The organism is Collinsella sp. CLA-ER-H9 (genome assembly GCF_040092295.1).
Classification (GTDB): domain Bacteria; phylum Actinomycetota; class Coriobacteriia; order Coriobacteriales; family Coriobacteriaceae; genus Collinsella.
In genome coordinates this window covers 43,499-67,979 of the sequence record NZ_JBBNLV010000007.1, presented here as the reverse complement: position 1 = coordinate 67,979, position 24,481 = coordinate 43,499, and the positions used below count along the sequence as shown (strand labels likewise).

Below are 24,481 nucleotides of genomic sequence, written 5' to 3'. Positions count from 1 at the left end.
TAGTCGTTTAAGAACGTCCCCAATGACTAAAACGCCGCTTGTGATGGTGTTCACAGGCGGCGTTTTCAAACTTGTATGTGCTTTTACTTGTCTTTGGGCGCGGGGTGTTTGCAGACCACGCTCATGTAGATCATACCGAGCACGGCAGCGGTGACCGAACCGGCAAGGATGGCGGCCTTGGCAGCCAGAACCTCAAACTGGGCCGTCGGGAAGGCAAGGCCGCTGATGAGGATCGACATGGTGAAGCCGATGCCGCCCAGAATGCCCACACCGGCAATCATGTGCCAGTTAACGTTATGCGGCAGCTCGCAGACCCTAAACTTAACCAGGGCAAACGTCATGCCAAAGATGCCGATCGGCTTGCCCAGCAGCATGCCAAAGTACACGCCGAGCGTCACCGGGTCGGTGAGCAACGTGCTCATATCCACACCCACCAGGCGAACCTGTGCGTTCACGAACGCAAAGATCGGCAGAATCACAAAGTTGACCGGCGTGGAGATCAGACGCTCCATGCGGATGAGCGGCGGGGTCACGCGGTGCATGACGCGCTCGACCCTGGTGGTCGAGACGGTAAAGTCATGCTGGCCCAAGATGTGCGCCTCGTCGTCGTAGCGGTCATCGAGCAGCGGCAGGCACTCGCCCAACCAATCAGTGAGGCTATCGAGCTTAACACCGCACTTGGCCGGGATGGTAAAGGCCAAGATGACGCCAGCAAGCGTAGCGTGCACGCCGCTCTTGAACATGCAGAACCACAACAGCAGACCCAGTACCGAATACGGGGCGAGGCGGTAATGCTGCGTCTTGTTGAGCCACACGAGCGCGCAGGTCACAAGCGCGGCGGCGCCCAACCAAAACGGATTGGGGCTCTGACCGTAGAAGATGGCGATGGCGGCGATGGAGATGAGGTCGTCGGCAATGGCGAGCGTCGAGAAGAACACGCGCACGCCGTTGGGCACGCGGTTGCCCAAAAGCGATAGCACGCCCAGCGCAAAGGCAATATCGGTTGCCATGGGGATGGCCCAACCGTTGCGGGCGCCGGCATGGTTAAAGATCAGGTAGATGCAGGCGGGAACGACGACGCCGCCCACGGCCGCCAGCATGGGAAGCATGGCCTGACGTGGATTCTTGAGCTCGCCGACCGTCATCTCGTACTTAAGCTCAATGCCCACCAACAAAAAGAAAATCGCCATGAGGAAGTCGTTGACGAAAAGCTCAACGGTAAGACCGGCCGTAAGGTTGCCCAGACCCACATACAGCGGGGTCTCCAAAAAGTGATGGATGGCCTCGTAGGCATCGGTATTGGCGCAAATGACGGCGGCGATGGCGGCGATGACCATAACCGCGGCGGAAATCGTGCCGTTCTCGGCGATGCGCTCCCAAATGTCGTGGCGTTCAAAGCGCTTGCGCTCACGGACGTTGAACAGCTGCTCGGTTGCTGCCATGGGCGGCTCCTTTCACGGGAAAGCTCCCGTCTTAAAAAAGCACGGCCCGCCCAAGTGGCGGCGCCGCGCTCTAACGTATTACGCTTGCATCTAGCCTACCCTGCACGACAAGCACGCAGGCGTGGCCGAAAAGCGGAACCACAGGTTGAACATTATTTGCTCAACGGCACGGGCACGCCTGTCCAAGAGACGACGCGGCGCATGCACAAAAAACGACCGGAGCGCGGGACGTCCGCGATCCGGTCGTGGCGTTCGGTCAACTAAACCTAGCAGGCGGCCATGATGGGGGCAGCGACCTGCTTCTTACGGGAGAGGACGCCCGGCATCCAGACGCCGTCGTGCTCGTCGGCAATGCCCAGGCCCTTCTGAGCAGCCTCGGTCTCGCCCTCGAGCAGGACCTGCGAGCCCTCCTCCATGATGTCGGTGATGCACAGGACAATGCCGTCAGCACCCTTCTCGGCGGCGTAGGCGCGCATGGCCTCGCGGATCTCGTCAATCATGCCGAGCGCGCGGCTCTTGTCGACAGTCTCGTACTGGCCGATGAGCAGCTTCTTGCCGGCGGGCTCGAACATCTTGATGTCGTTGCCGACCATCTCGGCTGCGGTGAAGGAGCCGGACGGACGGGTGAGGAAGACCTCCATGCCGAACTTGACCGGGTCGACGCCCACCTGCTCGCCGAGCTTGGCGGCGACGGCGCGGTCGACATCGGTGGTGGTGGGGCTCTTGAGCATGAGCGTATCGGTCATCATGGCCGAGAGCAGCAGCTTGGCCTGGACGTCGGAAAGCTCAACGCCGAGCACGCCGGCGAGCTTGGTGACGATGGTGCAGCTGGAGCCCCAGGGCAGGCAGATGTAGTGCAGCGGGCCGGCGGTCTCGAAGTCGCCAATGCGGTGATGATCGACAACGCCAAAGACCGTGGCATCCTTAAGGCCGGCGACGGACTGGGCAGACTCGTTGTGGTCGGTGAGGACGACGAGCTGACCGGCCTCGACGGACTCGATCACGCGGGGCTCGGCGATGCCGGCGTCGGCGAGCAGCTTGGCGGACTCGGCCGGAAGCTGGCCCAGAGCGCAAGCCTCGTAGGTGTTGCCGGCATACTCAACCTGATTGAGCAGCTGGGACAGGACGACGGCGCTCATGATGGCGTCGTTATCGGGGTTCTGGTGACCAAAGACAAGAACGTTTGCCATGGATATCCTCCACTTGATATGTGTACTTGGACGTAGCTATGGTAGCACGCTGGCGCCGAGCCTTCGCAGACGGAAGGGGCACGGCATATTTTGGGGCAGGCATGGGGGCCAAGGCTGTCCCTTTTGCACCGTGTTGGTGCAAAGCAACTTGACCCCCTTGCAGCAGCTATTTACCGGCGGCGCGCAGGGCTACGTAGGCGGCACCGATGATGCCGGCGTCGTTTCCGAGCAAAGCGACCTTAATGGGCGTCTCGCGCGAGGCAGAGAGCGCGTACTGCTTAAAGTGCTCGCGAACCTTGTCGAGATAAACATCGGCCGAAGCGGACGCGCCGCCACCGATCAGGAACATCTCGGGGTCGACCACGTTGGCGATAAGCGCCAGGGCGCGGCCAAGGTAGTCGGCCATGGTGTCGGCTGCGGCCAGCGCGAGCTTGTCGCCCTCGCGGCAGGCCTGGAACACGTCCTTGGAATCGGAGGGGCCGGTGAGCTCGATGGGCTCGACGCCCGCCTTCTTGCACTCGGCAAGGTAGTTGCTCACCACGCCGGTGGCGCTGGAATACTGCTCCAGATGGCCATGGCCGCCACAGCCGCAGGTGCGCTCCTCGGCCGGGTTCAGGCACATGTGGCCAATCTCGCCGCCGGCGCCCACAACGCCCGATACCACGTCGCCGTTAACGATAACGCCGCCGCCCACGCCGGTACCGATGGTGACCATCACCACGTTCTGCACGCCCTTGGCAGAACCGAGCCAGGCCTCGCCCATGGCAGCGGCGTTGGCATCGTTCTCATACTTAACGACCGCATCGGGGCAGTGCTTCTGAATGGCGACCCTCAGCTCGGGCAGGTTAATGGCAATGTTGGCCTTGACCTTGGCATCGCCCGACGCCGGGATGGGACACGGAACGGCCAGGCCAATGCCCGCCACAAAGGCACGCGGAATCTGCGCCTTGGCGACCACCTGGTCGATAGCCTCGGTCACCGCGGCAAAGCCCGCGGCGTCAACGATAGGAGGCGTGGGCACGCTGGCCTTGGCAAGCAGGTTGCCGTCCTCGTCGAACAGGCCCTCCTTAACCGAAGTGCCGCCGACGTCGATGCCGATGTAGTACTGCTTAGGTTCCATGGGAGCCCACCTTTCTCGTTTAAACATTGCCTGTATGGTACCGCTCTCAAGGCAAAAACCTACCAAAAAGGGACAGGTTTGTTTTGGCAGGTTTTATCTGGGGTAACGCAATTGGCTGCCCAACAGGCCGCGCAAGACCATCCCCAAAAATAAAGGCGCCGGGAGGCGGAGGCTCCCGGCGCCCGTCAAAGGGACTATGTTGTCTGTTGGACCGCACGGTCCGTCGCGGCGATAACGCCGACTAGGCCTGAAGTGCCTGCAGCTGCTTGTGAACCTCGATGAGCTCCGTCGCCATGACGCGCATGGTCTCGGTGCCGGCCATCTGGTCCTCGGCATGCAGCAAAATCAACGGGGCCTCGCCGTTACGTTCGCCGTTGGCCTCCTTCTTCAGAAGCCCCATGTGAACATCGTGGCCACCGTTATAGGCCTCGTCGCCCTGCTTGATAAGCTCCTCGGCGGCGTCAAAATCGCCCTCCTTGGCCTTTTGCACGGCATTGATGTACATGCTCTTGGCGGTACCGACGTAGCTGATGATCTCAAAGCAGGTCATCTGCAGTTCGTTCATATCCTCCATGCAGAGCACCTAGCCCATCACGCTGACGCAGTGGTCGATGATGCCGGCAGCGTTCATGCGGCCGTAGTCGACCATGTTGATAACCTCGACCGGGAAGCGGCCGGCGGCCTCCTTCTCAAAATCGCCCTTGGTGTAGCCGATCTGCGGACCAAGCAGCAACATGTCGCACTCGTCCAGGTGATCGTGGGCCTCGTTCATGGGACGAGCCTCGACCTCAATATCCAGACCACGGTTTGCAACCTCGGCCTGCATCTTCTGGACCAGCAGGCTCGTGGACATACCGGCATTGCAGCAAAGCATGATCTTCTTCATGGTTTCCTCCTTATAACTGCGCGGCGCGCAGACGACAACTGGTTGTATTCCTTGCGGCTACTGTACCCACCCCCTGCATCTTTACGCAGGAGGAGAGCCGCGAGCACCGGCACCGCGCACCGGCGCCCGCAACGGTGGAAGGGAAAACGAACGTTTAGGCGTTCTGCTCGGCAAGGGCCTCCTGCTTGGCGATGGCCTTCTCGGAGATCCTCATAAAGGGCAGGTAGACAGCCATACCGATGACAAGCTCGAGGGCCTGCCACACGCCAGCGCGCCAGTCAAAGCCCGTGGCAAGCAGGGCGTTGATGACGGGAGGCATGGTCCAAGGCACCTGGGCGATGCAGGGGCTAATGATGCCCGCGCATGTCAGGCCATAGGTGACGCCGATGAACAGGTCGGGAAGAAGCACAAACGGAATCATGAGCGGCAGGTTGTACACGACGGGGTAACCGTAGATGACCGGCTCGTTAATGTTAAACAGGCCAGGAATGATAGCCATCTTGGCAACGGTCTTGGAAGCCTTGTTCTTGGAGAACAGGAAGGTATCGAGCAGGAGCATGAGGGTGCAGCCCGAGCCGCCGATGAGGGCGAAGCTGTTGACGATCTGCATGTTCATGTAGTGATCGGGTTGGATGGTGCCGCCGGCGGCAAAGGTAGCCATGTTGTCGACGATGAGCATGGTCAGGATCGGCTCGACGGTAGCGCCAGAGATGGTGGACTGGTGAATACCGACGCAGAACAGCAGGTTCGCAAGGGTGTAGATGAGGATAACAGCCCACGGACCGGCGTTCATGATGCTCTTGAGCGGGTTGGAAATGCACGTGGAGATGATGGTGCACAGATCGGTGCCGGCAAACACGGCGAGCAGAGCCGCGGCAATGGCGAAGATCGAGAGGTTGAGCAGCATCGGGATCATGACGTTAAAGGAGTTGGAGACCGCGGGAGGCACACCCTCGCCCAGCTTGACCTTGAGCTTCTCGATGCCGGAAATCTTAATGAAGAGCGTAACGGAGAGCAGGGCGATGATAATGGCCGCGAACAGACCGTTGGTACCGGTGTTGGCAGTCGAAAGGGCGCCCGTGACCTCGGCAGAGGCAATCTTGTCGGTGAGCAGCGGACTCGTGGCGGCAAGCGTGGCGGTGATCTGCTGCGGCATCATGATGACGAAAGCGGAGATGGCGACGACCACGCAAGCGAGCGGGTTATCGAAGCGCTCGTTCTTAGCGAGGCTGTAGCCAATCAGTCCAGCCAAGATGATGGCAGAGACGTTGAGGGTGCCCAGCGTAATTGCCGAGCCCCAGGTCTGAAGGTTGGCAAGACCCGCCGCATCGAGCGGGAACAGAGGGAACACGACGTTGTTAATAAGAACCGCGATACCCGCAAGGATATAGAGCGGCGTGATGGTTGCGAAGGCATCGCGCAGGGAACGCAGGTGAACCTGGTTTCCCACCTTCGCAGAGACCTCGGCAAACTTGTCGAGGAAGCTCTTTCCGTTGTCACTGGCCATGATTGCTCCTAACTTTCAAATCCGGCCTTTTCCTATGCGCACGGTGGTCTGTCGCCCTCTGCCACCAGATGTGCCATGTGTTGCGCGCGGCGGCGCGCGGTTTGGGCGCTTGCTTGGTCGCTAGTCAACCACGTGGGTCGTTGCAACCTGCTTGAGCCAAGCTGCCGACTTCTTAAGGCGGCGCTTGTAGCCGTCCATAAGGTCGACCTCGACAAAGCCGTAACGGTTTTTAAAGGCATTGGCCCAAGACCAGTTATCGATGACGGCCCAATAATGGTATCCGCGGCATTTGGCGCCCTCGGCGATTGCCTTGGCGACCCACTCCAGGTGCTGGCGCACAAAGTCGACGCGGTAGTCGTCCTGGATGGTCCCCTCGGCATCACGGTTCCTGTATTCGTCCATGATGCCGATGCCGTTCTCGGATACGAACCACTCAAGATCAGGGTAATTCTTGGCGCAGTCCATGCCAAAGTCGTAGAGACCCTGCGGGTAGATCTCCCAGCCGCGGCTCTCGTTCATAACGGCGTCGGGCCACACGTACTCGTCGGCAAAGTGCGGCAGGCCATACTGGTCGATCTTGCTCGCCGGAGCCTGGACGCGCGTGGGGTGGTAGTAGTTGCAACCAAGCCAGTCGACAACGCCCTGTTTGAGAATCTCTTGGTCGCCGGCACGGAACGGGAGCCTAACGCCGCCCTCGGCCAGGCTGTCGAGCACGTCGGCGGGAAGCTCGCCCTTGGTAATAAGATCGAGCCACCAGCGATTGTTGATACCGCTGGTCATACGCACGGCCTCGAGGTCCGCCTCGCTGGGGTTCTCCTTGGTGTAGACCGGGGTAAAGCAGTTGATCATGCCGATCTTGGCGTCGGCGCGAACGGCACCCTCGTCATAGGCGCGACGGTAGTTGGCCACGGCCAGCGCGTGCGCCAGCGAGATGTGATACTGAACGGTGCGAGCTCGGCTATAGTCGTGGAGCCGCGGGAACCACACGCCCTCCTGATAGCGCTGCTCGGGCTCGACGATAGGCTCGTTAAAGGTAAACCAGTACTTGATCTCCTGGCCAAATTCGCGGAAGGCAACCTCGGCGTAATGAGCGTAAGCCTCGACGACCTCACGGCTCTCCCAACCGCCGCGGTCAAAGAGGTAGGTGGGCATGTCAAAGTGGTACAGGTTGACGAACGGCTCCAAGCCGGCCTCGCGAGAGGCACGGAACAGCTCGTGGTACCACGCGGCACCCTCCTCATTAAGGTTGCCGTCGGCATCGAGCAGACGACTCCACTGGATGGAAGTGCGATAGGTATCCAGGCCCAAGTCCTTCATAATGCGAAGGTCCTCCTGGTACTTAGCCATAAAGTCATTGCCGGCATAAGAGCCAACGCGGTTGTAGAACGAACCCAGATCCTGGATGGACCAGGTGTCCCACAGGTTCTCGAGCTTGCCGCCCTGGTTCCACTGACCCTCAGTCTGCGGGCCGGACATAGCGGCGCCAAAGAAGAAGTCACGGGGCAGCTGATACTGTGCCATCAAGTCCTCACTTTCGTGTTCTAGAGCTTCCGGTTGGAGACGGGTTTGCCTTGGCAGGTTATCCGGCGCGGGCGCGCACCGGATATCTGGATATTCAGTCCGCCAAAACAAAACCGTCCCCAAACGGTCGGTCCTGCCGTTCGGCAGGGTTCCGTTCGTTGGCTACAACTATAGCGCTCTAATTTTATAAGTAAAGCGTCTTTTTCTTTTTTCTTTCTCGAACTTCTTAGATAAGAATTATATGGATGCCTCGCAGAGGGTTATACTTACTTTTGTATCCATGTATGTCGGAAAGGGGGTTCCATGATTCCCAAATACGAGGCGATAGCTGCGGATATTCGTCGAAGCATCGAGGACGGCGCTCTTAAGCCGGGCGACAAGCTGCCCACCGTCGTTGAGTTCTGCGAGCTCTATAGCGTTTCTAAAATCACCGTCAAAAGAGCGATTGAGCAGATTACCGAAGAAGGTCTTATTACCAGCCGACGCGGATCGGGTACCTACGTCAAGGACACGGCGGGGCTTCCCGGCAAGGCGTTTTTCCAGGGCAAGAACGACCGCGCCGCGGGTTTTTCGCATGAGCACCGCGGGGAGAAGGTGACCTCGGTGGTCTACGATTTCTCGATCGTCAATCCGCCGGCAGAGGTTGCGACCCAGCTGGGAATGGCCGAAGACGACTTTGCCTATCACATCGTGCGCGTACGCGAGGTCGACGAGAAGCCCATCGTTATCGAGTACACCTACATGCCTCTCGAGCTGATACCGGGCCTTAAAAAGAAGGACCTATACGGATCGGTCTATAGCTTTATCCGCGAGCAATGCGGGCTGATAATTTCGAGCTTCCACCGCACCATCCGTGCCGTGGCGGCAACCGAGGAAGAGGCCGAGCGCCTGGACACCAAACCCGGCGCTCCTCTGCTCGAACTCAACCAGATTGGCTTTTTGGATAGCGGCAACGCCTTTGAGTACTCGATTTCGCGCAACGTCGGCGACCGCTTTGAGCTGCACAACGTAACGTTGGCATAGGTTTTTGTAGTCATGCGGGCGCTCGTTTTGGCTCATTTAGAGCGGGCGGCCGCGCAACGCCATGGGGGTATGAACATGTCCGATTTGATTAAACTGACGCCGATCTTCCACGAGAAGATCTGGGGCGGCCGCCAGCTCGAAACCGTATTTGGCTACGACATTCCCGAGGGTCCCATCGGTGAGTGTTGGGCCATCTCGGCCCATCCCAACGGCGACTGCCAGATTGCGGAGGGCCCGTATGCCGGTCACACGCTCTCGTGGCTGTGGGCCGAGCACCGTGAGCTCTTTGGCAACTGCGAGGGCAAGGAGTTCCCGCTGCTCATTAAGATTCTGGACGCCAAGGACGACCTTTCGATCCAGATTCATCCCAACGACGAGTACGCCGCCGAGCACGAGAACGGCAGCCTGGGCAAGACCGAGTGCTGGTATGTACTGGACTGCGAGCCCGGTGCCACGATCATCGTCGGCCAGCGCGCCAAGGATCGCGCAGAGGCCGCGCAGATGATCGAAGAGGGCCGCTGGGACGACATGCTCAACGTGTTGCCGATCCACAAGGGCGACTTTTTTCAGATTGACTCCGGCACCGTGCACGCCATCAAGACCGGCACGCTCATTTTGGAAACGCAGCAGTCGAGCGACGTGACGTATCGCCTGTACGACTACGACCGCCCCGGCACCGACGGCAAGCTGCGCCCACTGCACATTGAGCAGAGCCTCGACTGCATCGATTTTGATGTTCAGGCGCCGACCGACGGCACCGTAACCGCGCCCGAGGTCGACGGCGTAACCGAGCTCGAGTCCAACCCCTGCTACACCGTCGATCGCGTGCGTGTCAACGGCAGCAAGACCCTCGACCAGCGCTGGCCCTTCATGTGCCTGTCGGTCATCGACGGCGAAGGCACCGTCTGCGGCGACCCCGTCCACAAGGGAAGCCACCTCCTGGCCCCCAGCACCGTCACCTCCATTGACCTCGAAGGCAAGATGGAACTGATCGTCTCGCACCTGTAGGTCGCACCAACAACCCAAACGCAACAAGGGGCTCCCCCGTTCTTTAACGGGGGAGCCCCTACTCATATCTATTAATCTATCAGCCCACCCGGCTCTCCAGATCAAAAAGCGAACGAGCAGAGCGACGTTCGCAAGCAACGTTATCTAAGGACCTGGGCGGGCGTATAGGGCAACATCGATCGCGAGTTCCGCACGCAAAGGAGAGCACTTAATGTGCTCTCCGTCTTGCGCAGGACTGTCCGAGCAGGCGATGTTGCCCCATACGCCCGCCTAGCCGGATGTACGGGTTTTCCAGGTGCGGCAGATCGGCCTGAAAGAGGAGGGCATAGACCTTGAGGTCATGCCCGACGATTGAAGGCCGAGGTGCCGTGCCTGGGAAAGCCGCCTAGGTCAGTTTCACTATAGGCGCAAAGCCCTTCATGAGCTTTTTGGTCTGGCCGGTCTTTTCGAACTGCACCTCGATCATGTCTCCGGCGACCGAAATCACGGTACCCGTGCCAAAGGTCTTGTGGCTCACGGTATCGCCCGCGGCAAAGTCCTGCGATGCACTGGCGCGATCGACCTTGCGCTCCACCGTCGGCGACACCTTGGACGACGGCTTTTTGGCTCGCGGTGCACCCGAGCCAAAGGTCGAGGCAACGCGGCCGGCATCGGGCGACACCCCGCGATGGCGCTCGGTCCCGTAGCTGCTGCCGCCAAAGAAATCGTCAAAGCTCGATCCACCGCGCGAAGCGGAACCGCCGGTCGAGCGCGTATGCGAACCGAACACCTTGCCGCCGTACATATCCGAGCCCATGCCCGAGCCAAAGGTGCCGCGACGGTCGCCGCGCTTCTCCCAGCCCGTGCCCTCAAAACCGGCAGAACCGATACCGCTAAACTCGATATCCTCAAACGGAATCTCGTTGAGGAAGCGCGAGCGCGGGTTGGCAGAGGTCGAGCCGTAGGTGCGACGCGTGGCCGCATAGGTCAGGAACAGACGCTTACGGGCGCGCGTGATGGCGACGTAGGCCAGGCGACGCTCCTCCTCGAGCTTGCCCGGATCGTCACTGCCGCCAAAGTCGTGCACGTGCGGGAAGATGCCTTCCTCCATGCCGGCCACGAACACCGCCGGGAACTCCAGACCCTTGGCGGAGTGGATAGTCATCATGGTGATGGCATGTGTCTCGCCGGCCAGGGAATCCAAGTCGGAACGCAGGGCCAGCCACTCCATGAGAGCAGGCAGCGCCTTGCAGGCAAGCGGGCCGTAGGTACGCTCGATCTCGTCGGCATGCACGGCACCCGCCGGCATCTCCGTCGGCGCGGCATACGCGTTGCCCGCGATGGCGGCGGCCAGGGCATCCTGCGGCGAGAGCGCCGGGGCGGCCAAGCTATCGAGCGGATTGGAACCTGCGGCATCGCGCGCGCCGACGAGTGCCTCGAACGAGGACGCGGGCGCGGACGGTCCCGGCTCGGGCGCAGGTGCGCTCACCACGACGGGCTCGGGCTCGGCGCCGGCAGGCACGTCGGCAACACCGGCTGCGCGCAGCTCTTCTAGGCTCTCGAGCGTCCCCTCGATATCCTCGTGCGTCTCCTCAAATTCGGCGGCGACGCCCAGGAATTCCTGGATGTTCTCGGCGCGGCTCTCGGACTCCATAGTGCCCTCGGCGCGAAACGCCTGCAGCAGGCCCGTCTTATCGACAATCATCTCGACAACGTCCTTGAGCTCGCCGTCCATGCGGCGACCCTCGCGCACCAGCGACACAAAGCTCGACAGGCCGTTGCGCACCTTGGCGCTAAACATGCCGGCTTCGGCGCACGCGATCTCGCAAGCCTGGAAGAACGAGCAACGGTTGTCGCGCGCCAGCTGCTCGATCTTTTGGATCGAGGTGGAACCGATGCCACGACGCGGCGTGTTGATGACACGCTTGACGCTCATCTCGTCTGCCGGGTTCACGATCATCTTGAGGTAGGCCATGACGTCGCGGATCTCGGCACGGTCGAAGAATCGCGTGCCGCCCACGATCTTGTAGGGCACGCCCGCGCGCAGAAACATATCTTCGAGGATACGCGACTGGGCGTTGGTGCGGTAGAACACGGCGATATCGTCGTAGCTCGTGCCTTTGGCATGCAGCTTCTCGATCTCGCCGGCAATCCAGCGGCCCTCGTCGCGCTCGTCGCTCGCCTGGAAAGCCTGGATCTTCTCGCCATCGCCCTCGGCCGTAAACAGGCGCTTGTCCTTGCGCTGCGAGTTGTGACGCACCACGGCGTTGGCGGCGCTCAGGATATGACCCGTGGAGCGGTAGTTCTGCTCCAGCTTGACGGTCTTGCAGTCTTTAAAGTCCTTCTCAAAGTCCAGGATGTTGGTGATGTCGGCGCCACGCCAGCTATAAATGGACTGGTCATCGTCGCCCACGACCATAAGGTTTTGGTACTTGGCGGCCAGCAGGTTGGCGATCTCGTACTGGACGTGGTTGGTGTCCTGATACTCGTCGACGCTAATGTAGCGGAAGCGCTCCTGATACTTGTCGAGCACCTCGGGGCGGGTACGCAGCAGCTCGAGCGTGCGCACGAGTAAGTCGTCAAAGTCCATCGCGTTGGCGGCGCGCAGGCGGCGCTCCAGCTCCAGGTAGACCTGCGCGGCTTTTTTGTCATTGGGGCTGTCGGCGGATTTGAGCATGTCCTCGGGCCCGATCATGGCGTTTTTAGCCGAGCTGATCTTGCTGCGGATCATGTTGATGGGGAACTGCTTTTGCTCAATGCCGAGCGCTTGCATAATGTCACGCACCATGCGCTTTGAGTCATCGTCGTCATAGATGGTGAACTGACCGGTGTAGCCCAGCAGGTCGGCGTCCTCGCGCAGCATGCGCACGCACATGGCGTGGAAGGTGCACACCCACATACCGCGGGTGCCGCTGGGGATGAGTGCCGCCAGACGCTCGCGCATCTCGGCCGCGGCCTTGTTGGTAAACGTGATGGCCAGGACCTGCCAGGGCTTAACGCCCAGGTCGCCAAGCATATGTGCGATGCGGAAGGTCAGGACGCGGGTCTTGCCCGAGCCGGCGCCGGCAAGGACCAGCAGCGGGCCCTCGGTGGTCAGGACCGCCTCGCGCTGGGCGGGGTTCAGGCTATCGATATCGACGAGCGGCTTGGCGGGTTTGGGCGCCGGAGCCGGGGCATCGTAGATGTCGAGCGGAACGAGCTCGGGTTCCGGCGCGGCGAGGGCGGTGTACGCATCGAGCGGCACGGGTTCCGGCGCGGGCGGCACGGGTACCGCAGCATTCTTTTCCCAGGGCAGGGGCTGGGTCATGGGCGACTCCTCATCTGACGGACGGCGCGCCTGCGGGCAGCGCCATAGTTTGAGCCGTACCAGTATACCGAGCCGCGCGGACACCGACGCAAATCACACCACGACTCCGTGCGCCACCGTCAGGCCCGCCCCAGCGAATTTGGTGCATTGGGGTCAGGTTGCTTTGCACCAATCTATTGACAATCACGAAACCGCCGATGTCATGACAGCAGCAGCGAGCGGCGGCCAGAGCGAACAAATTGGCATGAAAAGGGGGCGGCATAGACCTTTTGGTCATGCCACCCCCTTTGAATGACAAGTTGTCGCTCTGGTCGCCGCGCAGCGTCAACCAAGTTACAGGCCGAGCATAGGCTCCAGGACAAAGAAGTACGCGAGCACCACGATGCCCAGGACGATGCGGTAGACGCCGAAGCACTTAAAGTCGTGACGGCGGACGAAGCCCATAAGCCACTTGATGGCAATGAGCGAAACCACAAAGGCCACAACGCAGCCCACGCCCAAGATAGCGATTTCGTTGGTACCGAACGTGCCGCCCTTGATGAAGTATTTGACCAGCTTGAGCGCACTTGCGCCAAACATGACAGGGATGGCCAGGAAGAACGTGAACTTAGACGCCACCGAGCGCGTGCAGCCCAGCAGCAGGCCGCCGATGATGGTAGAGCCGGAGCGCGACGTGCCCGGCACCAACGAGAGCACCTGGAAGCAACCGATACCCAGCGCAGTCTTCCAGCTCAGGTCCTCGAGCGTAGTGATGGATCCAAAGTCCAAGTTATCGTCATCGTCTGCAGCGGCAGTCGCAGCGGGCGCGGCAAAATGCGCACCGGCGGGGCGTCCGCCCGCCGCCACAGCACGCGAACCAAACGAACCGGCAAGAGCGGCCTGGTCGCGCTTGTTCGCGCGCCAGTTCTCAATCACGATAAACAGCACGCCGTACACAATGAGCGCCAGCGCCACGACGGAAGCATTATAGAAATGCTCCTCCATCCAGTCGTTAAGCGGCAGACCGATCGCCGCGGCGGGAATGCAGCCGAGCACAATCTTGCCCCACAGCACCCAGGTGTCGCGACGGCCCTCCTTGCCCTTGCTGGGAGAAAACGGGTTGAGGTCGTAGAAGAACAGGACGCAGACGGCCAAAATGGCGCCAAGCTGAATCACGACCAGGAACATATTCCAGAACGTCTCGCTCACGTTCATCTTGACGAACTCATCCACCAAGATCATGTGACCGGTCGACGAAACAGGCAGCCATTCGGTGATGCCCTCGACCAGGCCCATGAAGGCAGATTTTAGAAGCTCGATGATATCCAAAGGGACCCCCTCGTTAGACACCCGCCGATATTGTTCTGCGGACGGTGCGGGTGATGTCCCATTATCAACCGTTGGCGGCGCACCTGCGCCTACCCTCACCAAAAAACTCGCCCGTTCACAGAATTGCGAGCGGTCAAACCCAAATCCTTGGGTATAACTGCAACAAGATAAAGTGTCCGGCGGCCACGCATCCGCACCCGCCCGATGCACGAGCCCCGCACCCGTGCGATAGACCAAGGAGGAAACCATGAACGAGGGCTATACCAAGGTATTTGTTTCACTCGACGGTACTGAGCAGCAGGATTTTGTGCTCGCACGCGCCATCAAGGTCGCCGCGAACAACGGCGCCAAGCTGATTATCGGCCACGTAATCGATTCCACGGCACTCGAGAGCGCCGGTTCCTATCCGGTCGATCTGGTCAACGGCCTAGAGGAGGCATTTAAGAACTCCATCGCCAAACAGCTCGAAGAGGCCAAGGCCAATCCCGATATTCCCGAGGTCGAGGTCATGATTCGCGCCGGCCGTATTCGCGAGACGCTCAAGGACGAGATGCTCGACGTAGTCAAGCCTGACCTGGTGCTCTGCGGCGCTCGCGGCCTGTCCTCGATCAAGTACGCGCTCTTGGGCTCGATTTCGACGTTCCTGCTGCGCAACACCGACTGCGACATCCTGGTCGTGAAGTAGCGTTGCTCCCACCGGCCGCGGGGCCTGCGGGGTTTCCACGGGCACGCCCTCACCGCGTTGCGGCTGCGGGATGTGCCCTTAGGAAACCCCTCCCGACCTCGCGGCCTTCGCAGCCTTACTTCAACGAGTTGTCTGATGGAAAAATGGCGTGCCGCCCCGTTTGGGGCGGCACGTTTTGTTTGGAGGGGCAGCACGTTTTTGTTATTGAGCGATCCTGCTGAGGCGAGTTTGCACTTCTGGAATGATCTTCTCGAACATTGCCTCCGCCTCGGGAAAGCCTTCTTCTTTGAGACTGTGCGCGGCGTCTCTTAGCGCGTCTGGGACCTCATTGCAGGTGTCGTTAATCATTCCGGTGACGATTCCCCCGGGCAAACCCGCCTCGATCATATGGCTTATCACCGACCCGCGCGTTACGTCGTCGATCTTGCGGCTCCCACCAAACGAGACGCCCATCTCGCGAACGAGACTGGGGTAAAGCGTTGTGCACAGCACGTCATAAAGCGGCGCCAACCTCACCTGCTTCCAACTTTCGTCCCACACGAGCGACCAGTTCTTAAGATGGTTATCGCAGTTGCCCACGGCATAATCGAACAGCTGGTTATAGCCGATAAGGAACCTATCCTCCATTTGATTCGTCGACGCCCTTCGCACCGTATCGACGATAAGTCCCAGGTAATTAACGCCTGTCGACTCATATTTGAGCCCACGCGAGATACCCTTGGCCTGACAAATATCCTCCTGATGCAAACGGTATGGAACTGGCAGTCCGTCAACCGAGCGCCCCGTATCGAACGTTATTCGGTCAAATCGCTTCACAGCGATAATCGGCTCGGCGTCCTCAACTCGGATAAGAAAACACTCTTCGGCCGATAGGTCCATTAGAGAGGCAGCTCTCACGCACATCGCTTCGCACACTGTCTCGCCCGGAAACGCCTTCGATCCCGCCTTGAGGATGTGCGTAGATGGAGCCGCTCCATGAGGCAGATACCATCCGCCACATGGGTCATCGCCCGTATGGTAGAGGCCGACCTTTGCCTGAGCACCCGCAAGGGAGATTCGGCTCTCGAGCGCTAGACCGAAGGCCACCTCCGCCGGCGCGTATGCCAGCCTGCCCAGCTGCTCATCACCTATCTCTTCATAGCCCATTTCAAAGCCGTCGGCTGAAGGCTCTCGCGTTAAAACCAGAGCGCCGACGGGTTCATCGCGGACCAAATCGAGAACCTTAAAGAAATCTCCGCGTTCCGCTCGCGCCTTTTTCTCAAGATCCCTGTTGAGCTGCCCCTCCGGAATGATGCCGGAGAAAAAGGAGCCCGTTATATCCGAACTAAATGTCTCGGCTGACAACGGCAGCGAGGTCGAAATCGGGGCCGCATCAGCGCTCTCGAGATACTTGGGGTCATAGGTGAATAATGGATGCCCGGCGTTTTCCTCCAATATGCCAACCAGCTGGTAGATCCCATTAAACTCACGGTGAACGAATAGCGTACCATCCATTATTTCCCCCTCACCTTCAGAATGAAATCGATATCCACGATGGAGGCGTAGTCGAAAATGACACCGATTTCGACTGTTGTGCGCCCTCGCTCGATATCACCGATCACGCGAAGGCTGCGACCCGTCATAGTCGCGACGTCGCGCTGAGTTAAGCCGAGCTCGCGCCTCCTGAGCCTAAGAGCCTTCCCCATCTCGGCCGGATCGAAAACCGTGCGTTCCGAGAAAGCAGCTTCTGACGGCTTGAGCTTGATACGCCCATCCAACTTTTTAATCGTTGTCACTGTTCTCATGATGCTCCCAGCTATATTCCTATTCGTGAACATAGTATAAAACTGTGAAGCTATGTTCATGTACGGGAATATAGTGTAGACTACATTTGCAATGTTCCCGTTCAGGAATATAGCTGCTGAGAAGCCCCGGCTTCTTTCTAGATAGGAAGAATCTGATCGACCGCGCCGTGCGGGCTGATTACTCGAAGTATTGAAACTTATTCGTTGAAAACGCGAATGTTACGACGAAGCCTTCGCCGGAGTCGGATGCCGCGGTGACGTCGATGCCCATCTTGGAGCACAAGCGCGCCACCAGGTAGAGGCCGATGCCCGTTGCGCGCTTGGTGGCGCGGCCGTTGTCGCCGGTAAAACCCTTCTCGAACACGCGCGGCAGGTCGGCCGCGCTCACGCCGCAGCCGTTGTCCGCGACGGTGAGCTCGATGCGTTCGCTCGCCAAGCCCTCGTCCAGCAACGCGCCCGAAAACACGATCTTCGCGCCGTCCTCGCACGCATATTTAATGCTGTTCTGAATGAGCTGGCCCAGAATAAACTCGAGCCACTTCTCGTCGGTAAAGACCTCAAAGTCGAGGTTCTCGCACACCGGCGCCACATGTGCCGCGATAAGTTCGCGCGCGTTGGCTTTAATCGCACCCGTCACCAAGGTCTTGAGATCCCAGCGGCGAATCAGGTAGTCGCGCTCCACGACTTCCGAGCGCGCATAGTACAGCGCCTGGTCGATATAGCGCTCCACGCGAGCCAGCTCGCGGCCCAAATCATCCACACGCGACAGGTCGTCTTCGCTGCCGTCCAGGTTTTCAAGAATCAGATGGGCTGCCGCCAGAGGCAGTTTTGCCTCGTGGACCCAGCTCTCGATATAGTCGCGATAGTCATCGGTCTGGCGCCGGCCTTCGGCAACTTCGTCGCAAGCTGCTTTGCCCACCCGGCGCAAGACCTCGTACTCGAGCTCGCCCTCGGCATAGGTCGGGCATTGCACCATCTCCTGCACCCATGCGGGACTCTCGAGCTCCTCTGCCGCGCGCTCCAACTGACGCAGAAAACGGCGGCGACGCGCATACTCGATCACGATGCCCAGCATGCCAAAGATAAAGGACACACCGACCGCCACGACCACGATAGATGTCGAAGCGCCGGCGACCGTCAGCACAAAGCAGCTCAGCAGCACGCCGCACGCCCACACGGCGACGGGAAGCAGCGCATCTTTGAAGAATTTGGCAAATGACATAGCCGGCCCCTAGACCGAATAGCCCTGGCCGCGGTGCGTCGTCAAATACCCCTTGATGCCGATTTTATCGAGCGTGGTGCGCAGGCGGTTGATGTTGACGGTAAGCGTGTTGTCGTCCACGAAGGCGTCGGAGTCCCACAGGTCCTGCATGATGGCCGAGCGCGAAACGATCTTGCCCGCGCGGCTCAGAAGCAGCGAGAGGATACGCAGCTCGTTTTTGGTGAGCTCGGTGCTGGTGCCGGTTGCCGTGTTGGTGACCATGGAGCGGGCGAGGTCGAGCTCTAATCCCTTATGGACGAGCGTGCTGCGCTCGCCTGCCGCCGCGGTGCGACGCAGCAGTGCGTTGATGCGCGCCACGAGCACGCGCGCGCTGTAGGGCTTGGGAACAAAGTCATCCGCGCCAAGCGTCATGGCCATGACCTCGTCGATCTCGGTCGTGCGCGACGTGAGAACGATGATGGGGACCTCGGATTCGCGACGGACCTCATGGCAGATGTGCTGGCCGTCTTTGACGGGAAGCGTCAGGTCGAGCAGTACCAAGTCGGGTGCAGCGGCCAGGATGTCACGCGAGACGTGCTCGAACGATTCGCAGGCCTCAACCTCAAAACCGGCACGGGCAAGGATATCGGCAAGCTCGCGACGAATGGGCTCGTCGTCCTCAACGATATAGATTAGCGCCATGGATTCCGCTCCCCTCTTGGTTGTCTTGCCACCATTATGGCTGCGAAACTGCAGGTGTGCACCGCGCGCGGTGCCAAGGTGACAGAACTGTTCGCGAGCGGGGGGCGTTTTGTCCGCCTCGCACTCGCAGCGGTGGCGGGGACCAAAATGATTCTTTAATCCCCGTCCCAGAAAAATCATTTAGCGGCGGGCGCGGAGCTTTTCGTAGCCTTCGGCGAAGAAGGTGACCATAGCAGCGTCCGCCTCTGCGGCATCGGTATCGTCGGCGGGGACCACGCCGTGCTCGTCGCTCACCAGGAACAGCGCGCCCTTAAGCTGCGCGGGAATGTCCACGCGCGTGACCGGGATGCCCTTGGTCTGAGCCAGCTGTTCGATGAGCGTCGCCGTGCCGCACAGGCACTCGTCCGCCGGCGCCACAAAGGCAAGCTCGCCGTTGTTGACGGCGGCGAGCAGCTCGGGCGCCACGCCGGTCTCGTCGGCCTCGGAGCGGGCCTCGGCGGAGCGGACACGCAGCGCCTTGGCCGACGTATCGGCCAGCGGCTCGTACTCCCCCACCGTCATGGCAGCGTTGCCGTTGACGTCAATCACCAGCATGAGCACGCCGTCGTGCGCGGTGTAATCGCCCTCGGCAAGCGACCACTCAACGTGCTGTTTGGCCCAGCTGAGCATGTTATGGGTAAGCGGCTCGCCCTGCACCAGGCGCTCGGACAGTGCGCGAATGTGGCGGTTGAGCATGGGCACCTTTTTGTTGGACATGCGCCAACGGCAGACAAGCGCGGGCTTGTCGAGCGTAAACTTCTCGACCGCCTCCTGATTGGCGCAAAAGTCCTCGTACGCACGCTGATCCTCGGCATTGCCAAACAGCTCGGCATCATCAATCTGGGGCATGGTCATACCTTTCGTGTTAGTCATTCCGTCCTCTTATACCAAAAAGACGGCCCTCCAAACGGAGCGACCGTCTTTTGCAGAGATTATTTTGTCCCGAGGCGAAACTTAGTGCCTAAAGTGGCGGGCCCCCGTGAAGACCATCGCAATACCATGCTCGTTGCAGGCCTGGACGCTCTCGTCGTCGCGCTTGGAGCCGCCGGGCTGGATGATGCAGGTCACGCCGTGCGCGGCAAGCACGTCGACGTTGTCGCGGAACGGGAAGAACGCGTCGCTTGCACAGGCAAAGCCGCCCTTCTCCACGCCCTCGCGCTCGCAGAAGTCCTCGGCGCGCTCGCAGGCAAGCAGTGCAGAGTCAACGCGGTTGGGCTGACCCGGGCCCATGCCAATGCCGGCCTTACCCTTGGAGACCAGGATGGCGTTGGACTTGACGCCCTTGCAGACCTTCCAGGCAAACTCGAGCTCGGCCATCTCGGCGTCGGTGGGCTTGCGGTCGGTGGGGAACGTAAAGGTCGCGGGATCCTCGGTCACGTGGTCGACCTCCTGCACCAGCATGCCGCCGTCGACGGAGCGCAGCTCCACCTGGGCGCCGTGGTCCACGCCGCCGGTAGCCAACACGCGCAGGTTGGGGCGCTTGGCCATACGCTCGAGCGCCTCGGCAGTGTAGCTCGGGGCAATGATAACCTCGACGAACTGCTTGTTCTGATCGGCAAAGTGCTCAACCAGCTCATAGGGGACCTCGCGGTTGCAGGCGATGATGCCGCCAAAGGCGCTCTTGGGATCGCAGGCGAAGGCGCGGTCGTAGGCGGCCGTGATGCCCTCGGCCACGGCGGAGCCGCAGGGGTTCTGATGCTTGAGGATCACGCAGGCCGGCTCATCGAACTCGCGGACCAGGTTCCAGGCGGCGTCGGCATCCAGATAGTTGTTGTAGCTGAGCGGCTTGCCCTGGATCTGCTCGGAGCCAACGAGCGGGAACTGCGAGCTCGCGGTGTTCTCGCAGCCCTCGGCAAAGCGATAGACCGTGGCCTTCTGCTGCGGGTTCTCGCCATAGCGCAGGTCGTCGACCTTCTCCAGCGAGATCTCGAGCTTGGCAGAGGTGTCCGCCACGTCGCTTGCCTGGGCGGCAAGCCAACGGGAGATAGCCGTGTCGTAGGCGGCGGTGGTCTGGTAGACCTTCACCTGCAGGCGACGACGGGTGGCAAGCGTGGTGCAGCCACCGGTCTCGTGCATCTCGGCCAGGACGGCGTCGTAGTCGGCCGGGTCGGAGATAACGGTAACGCTCGCGGCGTTCTTGGCGGCAGAACGCAGCATGGAGGGGCCGCCGATATCGATGTGCTCGATGGCATCCGCGAAGGTGACCTCGGGGTTGGCGACGGTCTTCTCGAACTCGTACAGGTTGACGACGACCAGGTCGATCAGCTTAATGCCGTGCTGAGCGGCCTCCTGCATGTGCTGCTCGGAATCGCGGCGGGCCAGCAGCGCGCCGTGAACCTTGGGGTGCAGGGTCTTAACGCGGCCGTCCATCATCTCGGGATAGCCCGTGAACTCCTCGATGGGGGTTACGGGAACGCCCGCGTCCTCGATGGCACGAGCCGTGCCGCCCGTAGAGATGATCTCGACGCCAAAGTCATCGACCAGCGTCCGTGCGAAATCGACGACGCCCGTCTTATCGGTAACCGAGATCAACGCGCGTGCGATCTTCACATCAGATCCCATGCAGTCCTCCTGTCTGGTACGCCGCCGTGCTCTGTGAGTCGGTGATACGTCGATCTGCAGCGCTCGCGCAGCGGCATTGAAAATACTGATTCAATGTAGCGCATCGAGCGCATCGATGCACCCCGCAACGGGCGCATGTGCAGAAAAAGTTTGCGCGCGGAGGGGATGGGCACGGCACCGGGCACGGTGAGTTCATGGAACACAGGGGCACCATAATTAGATGCCAATAGCGTGGTAGAACTGTGCTCGATATGCATCCGCAAAAGAAAGAGGCACCATGGTCTCGCGGGTTCTCTACCGACCGTTTGATACCGAAGACTTCGACGCCATCGCGCTGATTCTGCAGCAGCTTTGGCACAACAACTCGGATAACGATGAGTACAACCGCCTTGAGGCCGCGTGCGACCTCGCCTATTGCCTTTCGTCATCGACGTTTTCGCAGGTTGCCGTAATCGACGGTCAGGCGCGCGGCATTGCGCTCGCGCGTGCGGGACAGAGCTCCGGCGCCACCGTCAAGGAACATTGGATGGATACCGAACGCGCGCTGCTATCGCAGATGCGCGAGCTGGAGCCCGATGCCTGCGCCGAGTATCTCTCGTTTGTGCGCGCAACCATCCGAACCAACAACCGCCTGCTCGAAAGCAGCCCGTTGCCACACGACAACGAGGTCACGCTGCTTGCCGTGGATCGCGATGTCCATGGCCTGGGCGTTGGATCGGTGCTGCTCGACGCCGCGGTCTCGCACCTGTCCTCGCGCGGGGCGACGAGGGCGCACCTGTACACCGACTCCAACTGCTCGTGGAAGTTCTACGAGCTGCATGGCTTTAAGCGCACGGCCACGCACCGCGCCAACCGCGAAGAGCGCCGTCACGACATGCCGCGCGAAAGCTTCCTCTACGAACTCGACCTAACAGCCTAGGCCCAGCAGCCATACCTAGTCATTTAGGAACGTCCCCAGTGACTAGTCGTTGGGGACAGTCTTCGTAGGTAGCGCATAAAAAGGGATGGGCTTCCCCCGACGGCTGTCGAGAAAAGCCCATCCCATAATTTACGACCGTTAGAACGTTCCGCCGCCGCCTCCGCCGACGCCGCCGCCGCCGCCGCCGGAAAAGCCGCCGCCGCTGCCGCCGCTCGAGCTATCGGAACTCGAAGCCAGCTCGCGGATGGTCTCGTGATACACATCGTTGAACGAATCGAGCGGAGACTCGTTGCCGTAGTGATGGTAATACCACCAGTAGCAGGGGTAGTTGTCGTAGAAATCGTCGCTGTTGCGCAGATCCGCAGGCACGGCCTCGGCCAGCTGTCGCAGCACTTCTTTCGAAACGCCCAGGGCAACGCCCATCACCAGCAGTTTGTTCCACAAGATCAGGTCGCTGGGGATAGCCTCCTTCAGGCGCGTAAAGTCCTCGAGCCAATGCTTGAGCGCCTTGCAGCGAGCCGCCACCTCGGCGCCCTCCGGCGTGTAACGGCGGAAGGTGCAGCTCAGGACAAAGCCCACGATCGTGACGGGAATCGAGATCATAGCGGCGCCGACGTTGGCGTCCGCAAAGTCGGTATAGATCAGAGAGCCCAGAATGCCAAAGACAATGATGATGCCGAGAACCAGGCCGGCCACCATCGCGATAGTGCCATCCGATGCGATAAACTCACGCGCCTCCAGCTTGCCCTTAACCGTGCTCTGATAGTCCTCGAGCTTGTCGCCAACAGATGTGGTGCGCTCGCTAGCGTACTCCTCCAGCTCGCTAAACGTGCGCGAACGGACTCCGTCCTTATCGGGCTTAACGCCGGCGAAGAAGACCTTGAGCACATCGCGATCGATGCCGTCCTTCTTGGCAGCCTTCCAGGCCTCGTCGGTCACCGTGATGCGATACGTCTGCTCCTCTTTTTCGCGACGGAGCAGGCCCTTCTTCTTGGCCTCGGTCGCTTCTTCCAGCTTGATCACGCGGTCGTCGGTCAGCTTCATCAGCGTGGCGATATATGCCTGATCGGGCACGTTGTTCCAGCTCATAAGAGCTGCAAGCACCGCGGGATGGTCGGCGGAGGGCACATCGCGGAAGTACTCGTCTTGGAAGAGCGGCTTGGGCTTGGGCCTGCGTAGCTTGAGCATCACGATCACACCGGTATAGGCAACCGCCACGACAACACACGCCACGGCAATCGCGCCGGCAACCGCACGCGCGTGCTCACGGCGGGCGTTGGCCTCGTCGGCCCATGCCTTCTCTTCACTCAGAATCGTCGACATGCGCTCTTCGCTCGAGGCGGCGAGCTGTGGCACCCAGTCGCTGGGGAAAGCGATGCGCGCCTCGGCGAACTCGCCCTCATACACGCAGGGAATGGTGTAGGTGACCATGGGCTCGCTCTCGTCGAGCGATACGTCGCCCGTCAGCGGGCCGTGGCCCCATGCGCGGAAGTTATCGCCCTTGACGGCCGCCGTCCCGGCGGCGGCATTTGCGAAGTACACTTCCATCTCGACATCATCGGAATCCGCAGACCAGCCGTCGCCCACAAACTTCCAGTAGAGCTCGGCGGTATCGGACCAGTTCATAACCGCACCGGTCATGGTGTAACTCACGTAATAGATCGCGCTATCGCCGCTCTCGTGGGGGCTGAACACCTTGATCTTTACGCCGTCGTCGGACTGCTCAACCGTATAGACGCCGTTGTCGCCTTTGTTTGCGCTGTCGACCTTGTTAAACGCGGTGTCGTCTTCCTCGACGCTCAGCACATTGACGCCCGCCGCGCCGCCCTGCTGGTTAGAGCCTGTATTGATCTCCCAAAACACGCCGTTGATGTCGTCATCGAAATCAAACTGGCGTCCCTCGACAACGGTCAGCGAGCCGTCGGCCTCAACCGTGGCGCCGATATAGGTTTGGGTCATGGAGTAGCCGTCGGCACGTGCAACGGCGGGCAACAGCAGCAGTGCGCACGCGACGAGCGCGCAAATGGAAACAAATCGCGCAAACGGGCGGCGCTGCCGGCTGACTTTGGCGGCGAGGGTGTTCATAGGCACATCCTTTGTCTGTAAAACCAACAGCGCCATTGTCCCACGTTTGCGGGTACGCATGACGAATATCTGGGCCAACGGAACGTCAAATGGGACAAAAGTCCCACCCGAGTCTGGCACTTAGGGACGTTCCTAATGATCTATTGGGGACGGAGGAAAACGGATCATTGGGTTGAACCGACGGACTGCAACAAATTTGTCGTTTGGGACGCT

General features: G+C 60.6%; 20 protein-coding genes. 4 read left to right on the top strand and 16 right to left on the bottom strand.

Annotated elements, in window-relative coordinates:
• Positions 1-83 precede the first annotated feature (83 nt).
• The 7 genes from nhaA to AAAX73_RS05910 all read right to left on the bottom strand — a co-directional run bounded on the left by nhaA (position 84) and on the right by AAAX73_RS05910 (position 7,666).
• The gene (gene nhaA, locus AAAX73_RS05940) at positions 84-1,442 is read right to left on the bottom strand and encodes a Na+/H+ antiporter NhaA (RefSeq protein WP_118081538.1); all 1,359 of its coding nucleotides are present in this window, start codon (positions 1,440-1,442) and stop codon (positions 84-86) included.
• Between the two features lie 266 nt (positions 1,443-1,708).
• Positions 1,709-2,632 carry a manganese-dependent inorganic pyrophosphatase gene (locus tag AAAX73_RS05935; RefSeq protein WP_006235927.1) on the bottom strand — a complete coding sequence of 308 codons (924 nt, stop codon included), beginning with the start codon at positions 2,630-2,632 and terminating at the stop codon, positions 1,709-1,711.
• 166 nt (positions 2,633-2,798) lie between these two features.
• Positions 2,799-3,752: an ROK family protein gene (locus tag AAAX73_RS05930; protein ID WP_349125351.1), complete on the bottom strand. Its 954-nt coding sequence runs from the start codon at positions 3,750-3,752 to the stop codon at positions 2,799-2,801.
• 241 nt (positions 3,753-3,993) lie between these two features.
• A complete protein-coding gene (locus AAAX73_RS05925) occupies positions 3,994-4,326 on the bottom strand; it encodes a PTS lactose/cellobiose transporter subunit IIA (protein WP_197736861.1) in 333 nt (110 codons plus the stop codon).
• A 9-nt stretch (positions 4,327-4,335) separates the two neighbouring features.
• A complete protein-coding gene (locus AAAX73_RS05920) occupies positions 4,336-4,638 on the bottom strand; it encodes a PTS sugar transporter subunit IIB (protein ID WP_035137700.1) in 303 nt (100 codons plus the stop codon).
• A gap of 154 nt (positions 4,639-4,792) precedes the next feature.
• Positions 4,793-6,145, bottom strand: a complete 1,353-nt coding sequence (locus tag AAAX73_RS05915; protein ID WP_349125350.1) for a PTS transporter subunit EIIC — start codon at positions 6,143-6,145, stop codon at positions 4,793-4,795.
• Between the two features lie 120 nt (positions 6,146-6,265).
• Positions 6,266-7,666, bottom strand: coding sequence for a glycoside hydrolase family 1 protein (locus AAAX73_RS05910; RefSeq protein ID WP_349125348.1), 1,401 nt, complete (start codon positions 7,664-7,666; stop codon positions 6,266-6,268).
• A gap of 303 nt (positions 7,667-7,969) precedes the next feature.
• On the opposite strand from AAAX73_RS05910, the gene AAAX73_RS05905 reads away from it, so the two are divergent.
• Both AAAX73_RS05905 and AAAX73_RS05900 read left to right on the top strand, forming a co-directional pair.
• Positions 7,970-8,689: a GntR family transcriptional regulator gene (locus AAAX73_RS05905; protein ID WP_349125347.1), complete on the top strand. Its 720-nt coding sequence runs from the start codon at positions 7,970-7,972 to the stop codon at positions 8,687-8,689.
• A gap of 69 nt (positions 8,690-8,758) precedes the next feature.
• Positions 8,759-9,697: a type I phosphomannose isomerase catalytic subunit gene (locus AAAX73_RS05900; RefSeq protein ID WP_349125346.1), complete on the top strand. Its 939-nt coding sequence runs from the start codon at positions 8,759-8,761 to the stop codon at positions 9,695-9,697.
• A 385-nt stretch (positions 9,698-10,082) separates the two neighbouring features.
• Here the strand turns inward: AAAX73_RS05900 and AAAX73_RS05895 are convergent, their stop codons facing one another.
• Together AAAX73_RS05895 and AAAX73_RS05890 are read right to left on the bottom strand one after the other, a co-directional pair.
• On the bottom strand, positions 10,083-12,983 hold the full coding sequence (locus AAAX73_RS05895; protein WP_349125344.1) for a UvrD-helicase domain-containing protein: 2,901 nt from the start codon (positions 12,981-12,983) through the stop codon (positions 10,083-10,085).
• 333 nt (positions 12,984-13,316) lie between these two features.
• Positions 13,317-14,291: an undecaprenyl-diphosphate phosphatase gene (locus AAAX73_RS05890; protein WP_349125343.1), complete on the bottom strand. Its 975-nt coding sequence runs from the start codon at positions 14,289-14,291 to the stop codon at positions 13,317-13,319.
• A 247-nt stretch (positions 14,292-14,538) separates the two neighbouring features.
• Between AAAX73_RS05890 and AAAX73_RS05885 the strand changes: the two genes are divergently transcribed.
• Positions 14,539-14,976 carry a universal stress protein gene (locus AAAX73_RS05885; RefSeq protein ID WP_006235921.1) on the top strand — a complete coding sequence of 146 codons (438 nt, stop codon included), beginning with the start codon at positions 14,539-14,541 and terminating at the stop codon, positions 14,974-14,976.
• Positions 14,977-15,177: 201 nt separating this feature from the next.
• Here AAAX73_RS05885 and AAAX73_RS05880 read toward each other — a convergent pair whose 3' ends face one another.
• From AAAX73_RS05880 to purH, 6 genes are all read right to left on the bottom strand, one after another.
• Entirely contained in the window at positions 15,178-16,470 is a 1,293-nt protein-coding gene (locus AAAX73_RS05880; protein ID WP_349125342.1) for a HipA domain-containing protein, read from the bottom strand.
• The gene (locus AAAX73_RS05875) at positions 16,470-16,760 is read right to left on the bottom strand and encodes a helix-turn-helix domain-containing protein (protein WP_349125341.1); all 291 of its coding nucleotides are present in this window, start codon (positions 16,758-16,760) and stop codon (positions 16,470-16,472) included. The genes AAAX73_RS05880 and AAAX73_RS05875 overlap by 1 nt, the downstream gene beginning before the upstream one ends.
• A 178-nt stretch (positions 16,761-16,938) precedes the next feature.
• Positions 16,939-17,982, bottom strand: coding sequence for a sensor histidine kinase (locus tag AAAX73_RS05870; RefSeq protein ID WP_349125339.1), 1,044 nt, complete (start codon positions 17,980-17,982; stop codon positions 16,939-16,941).
• Between the two features lie 9 nt (positions 17,983-17,991).
• Complete coding sequence (locus tag AAAX73_RS05865; RefSeq protein WP_349125338.1) at positions 17,992-18,663, bottom strand: response regulator transcription factor; 672 nt, start codon at positions 18,661-18,663, stop codon at positions 17,992-17,994.
• Between the two features lie 180 nt (positions 18,664-18,843).
• On the bottom strand, positions 18,844-19,575 hold the full coding sequence (locus tag AAAX73_RS05860) for a hypothetical protein (protein ID WP_349125337.1): 732 nt from the start codon (positions 19,573-19,575) through the stop codon (positions 18,844-18,846).
• An 81-nt stretch (positions 19,576-19,656) separates the two neighbouring features.
• Positions 19,657-21,264, bottom strand: a complete 1,608-nt coding sequence (gene purH, locus AAAX73_RS05855; RefSeq protein WP_349125336.1) for a bifunctional phosphoribosylaminoimidazolecarboxamide formyltransferase/IMP cyclohydrolase — start codon at positions 21,262-21,264, stop codon at positions 19,657-19,659.
• A gap of 277 nt (positions 21,265-21,541) precedes the next feature.
• Between purH and AAAX73_RS05850 the strand changes: the two genes are divergently transcribed.
• Positions 21,542-22,183, top strand: a complete 642-nt coding sequence (locus AAAX73_RS05850; protein ID WP_117794142.1) for a GNAT family N-acetyltransferase — start codon at positions 21,542-21,544, stop codon at positions 22,181-22,183.
• A gap of 138 nt (positions 22,184-22,321) precedes the next feature.
• Here the strand turns inward: AAAX73_RS05850 and AAAX73_RS05845 are convergent, their stop codons facing one another.
• Positions 22,322-24,268, bottom strand: coding sequence for a DUF2207 domain-containing protein (locus AAAX73_RS05845; RefSeq protein ID WP_349125335.1), 1,947 nt, complete (start codon positions 24,266-24,268; stop codon positions 22,322-22,324).
• Between the last annotated feature and the right edge of the window lie 213 nt (positions 24,269-24,481).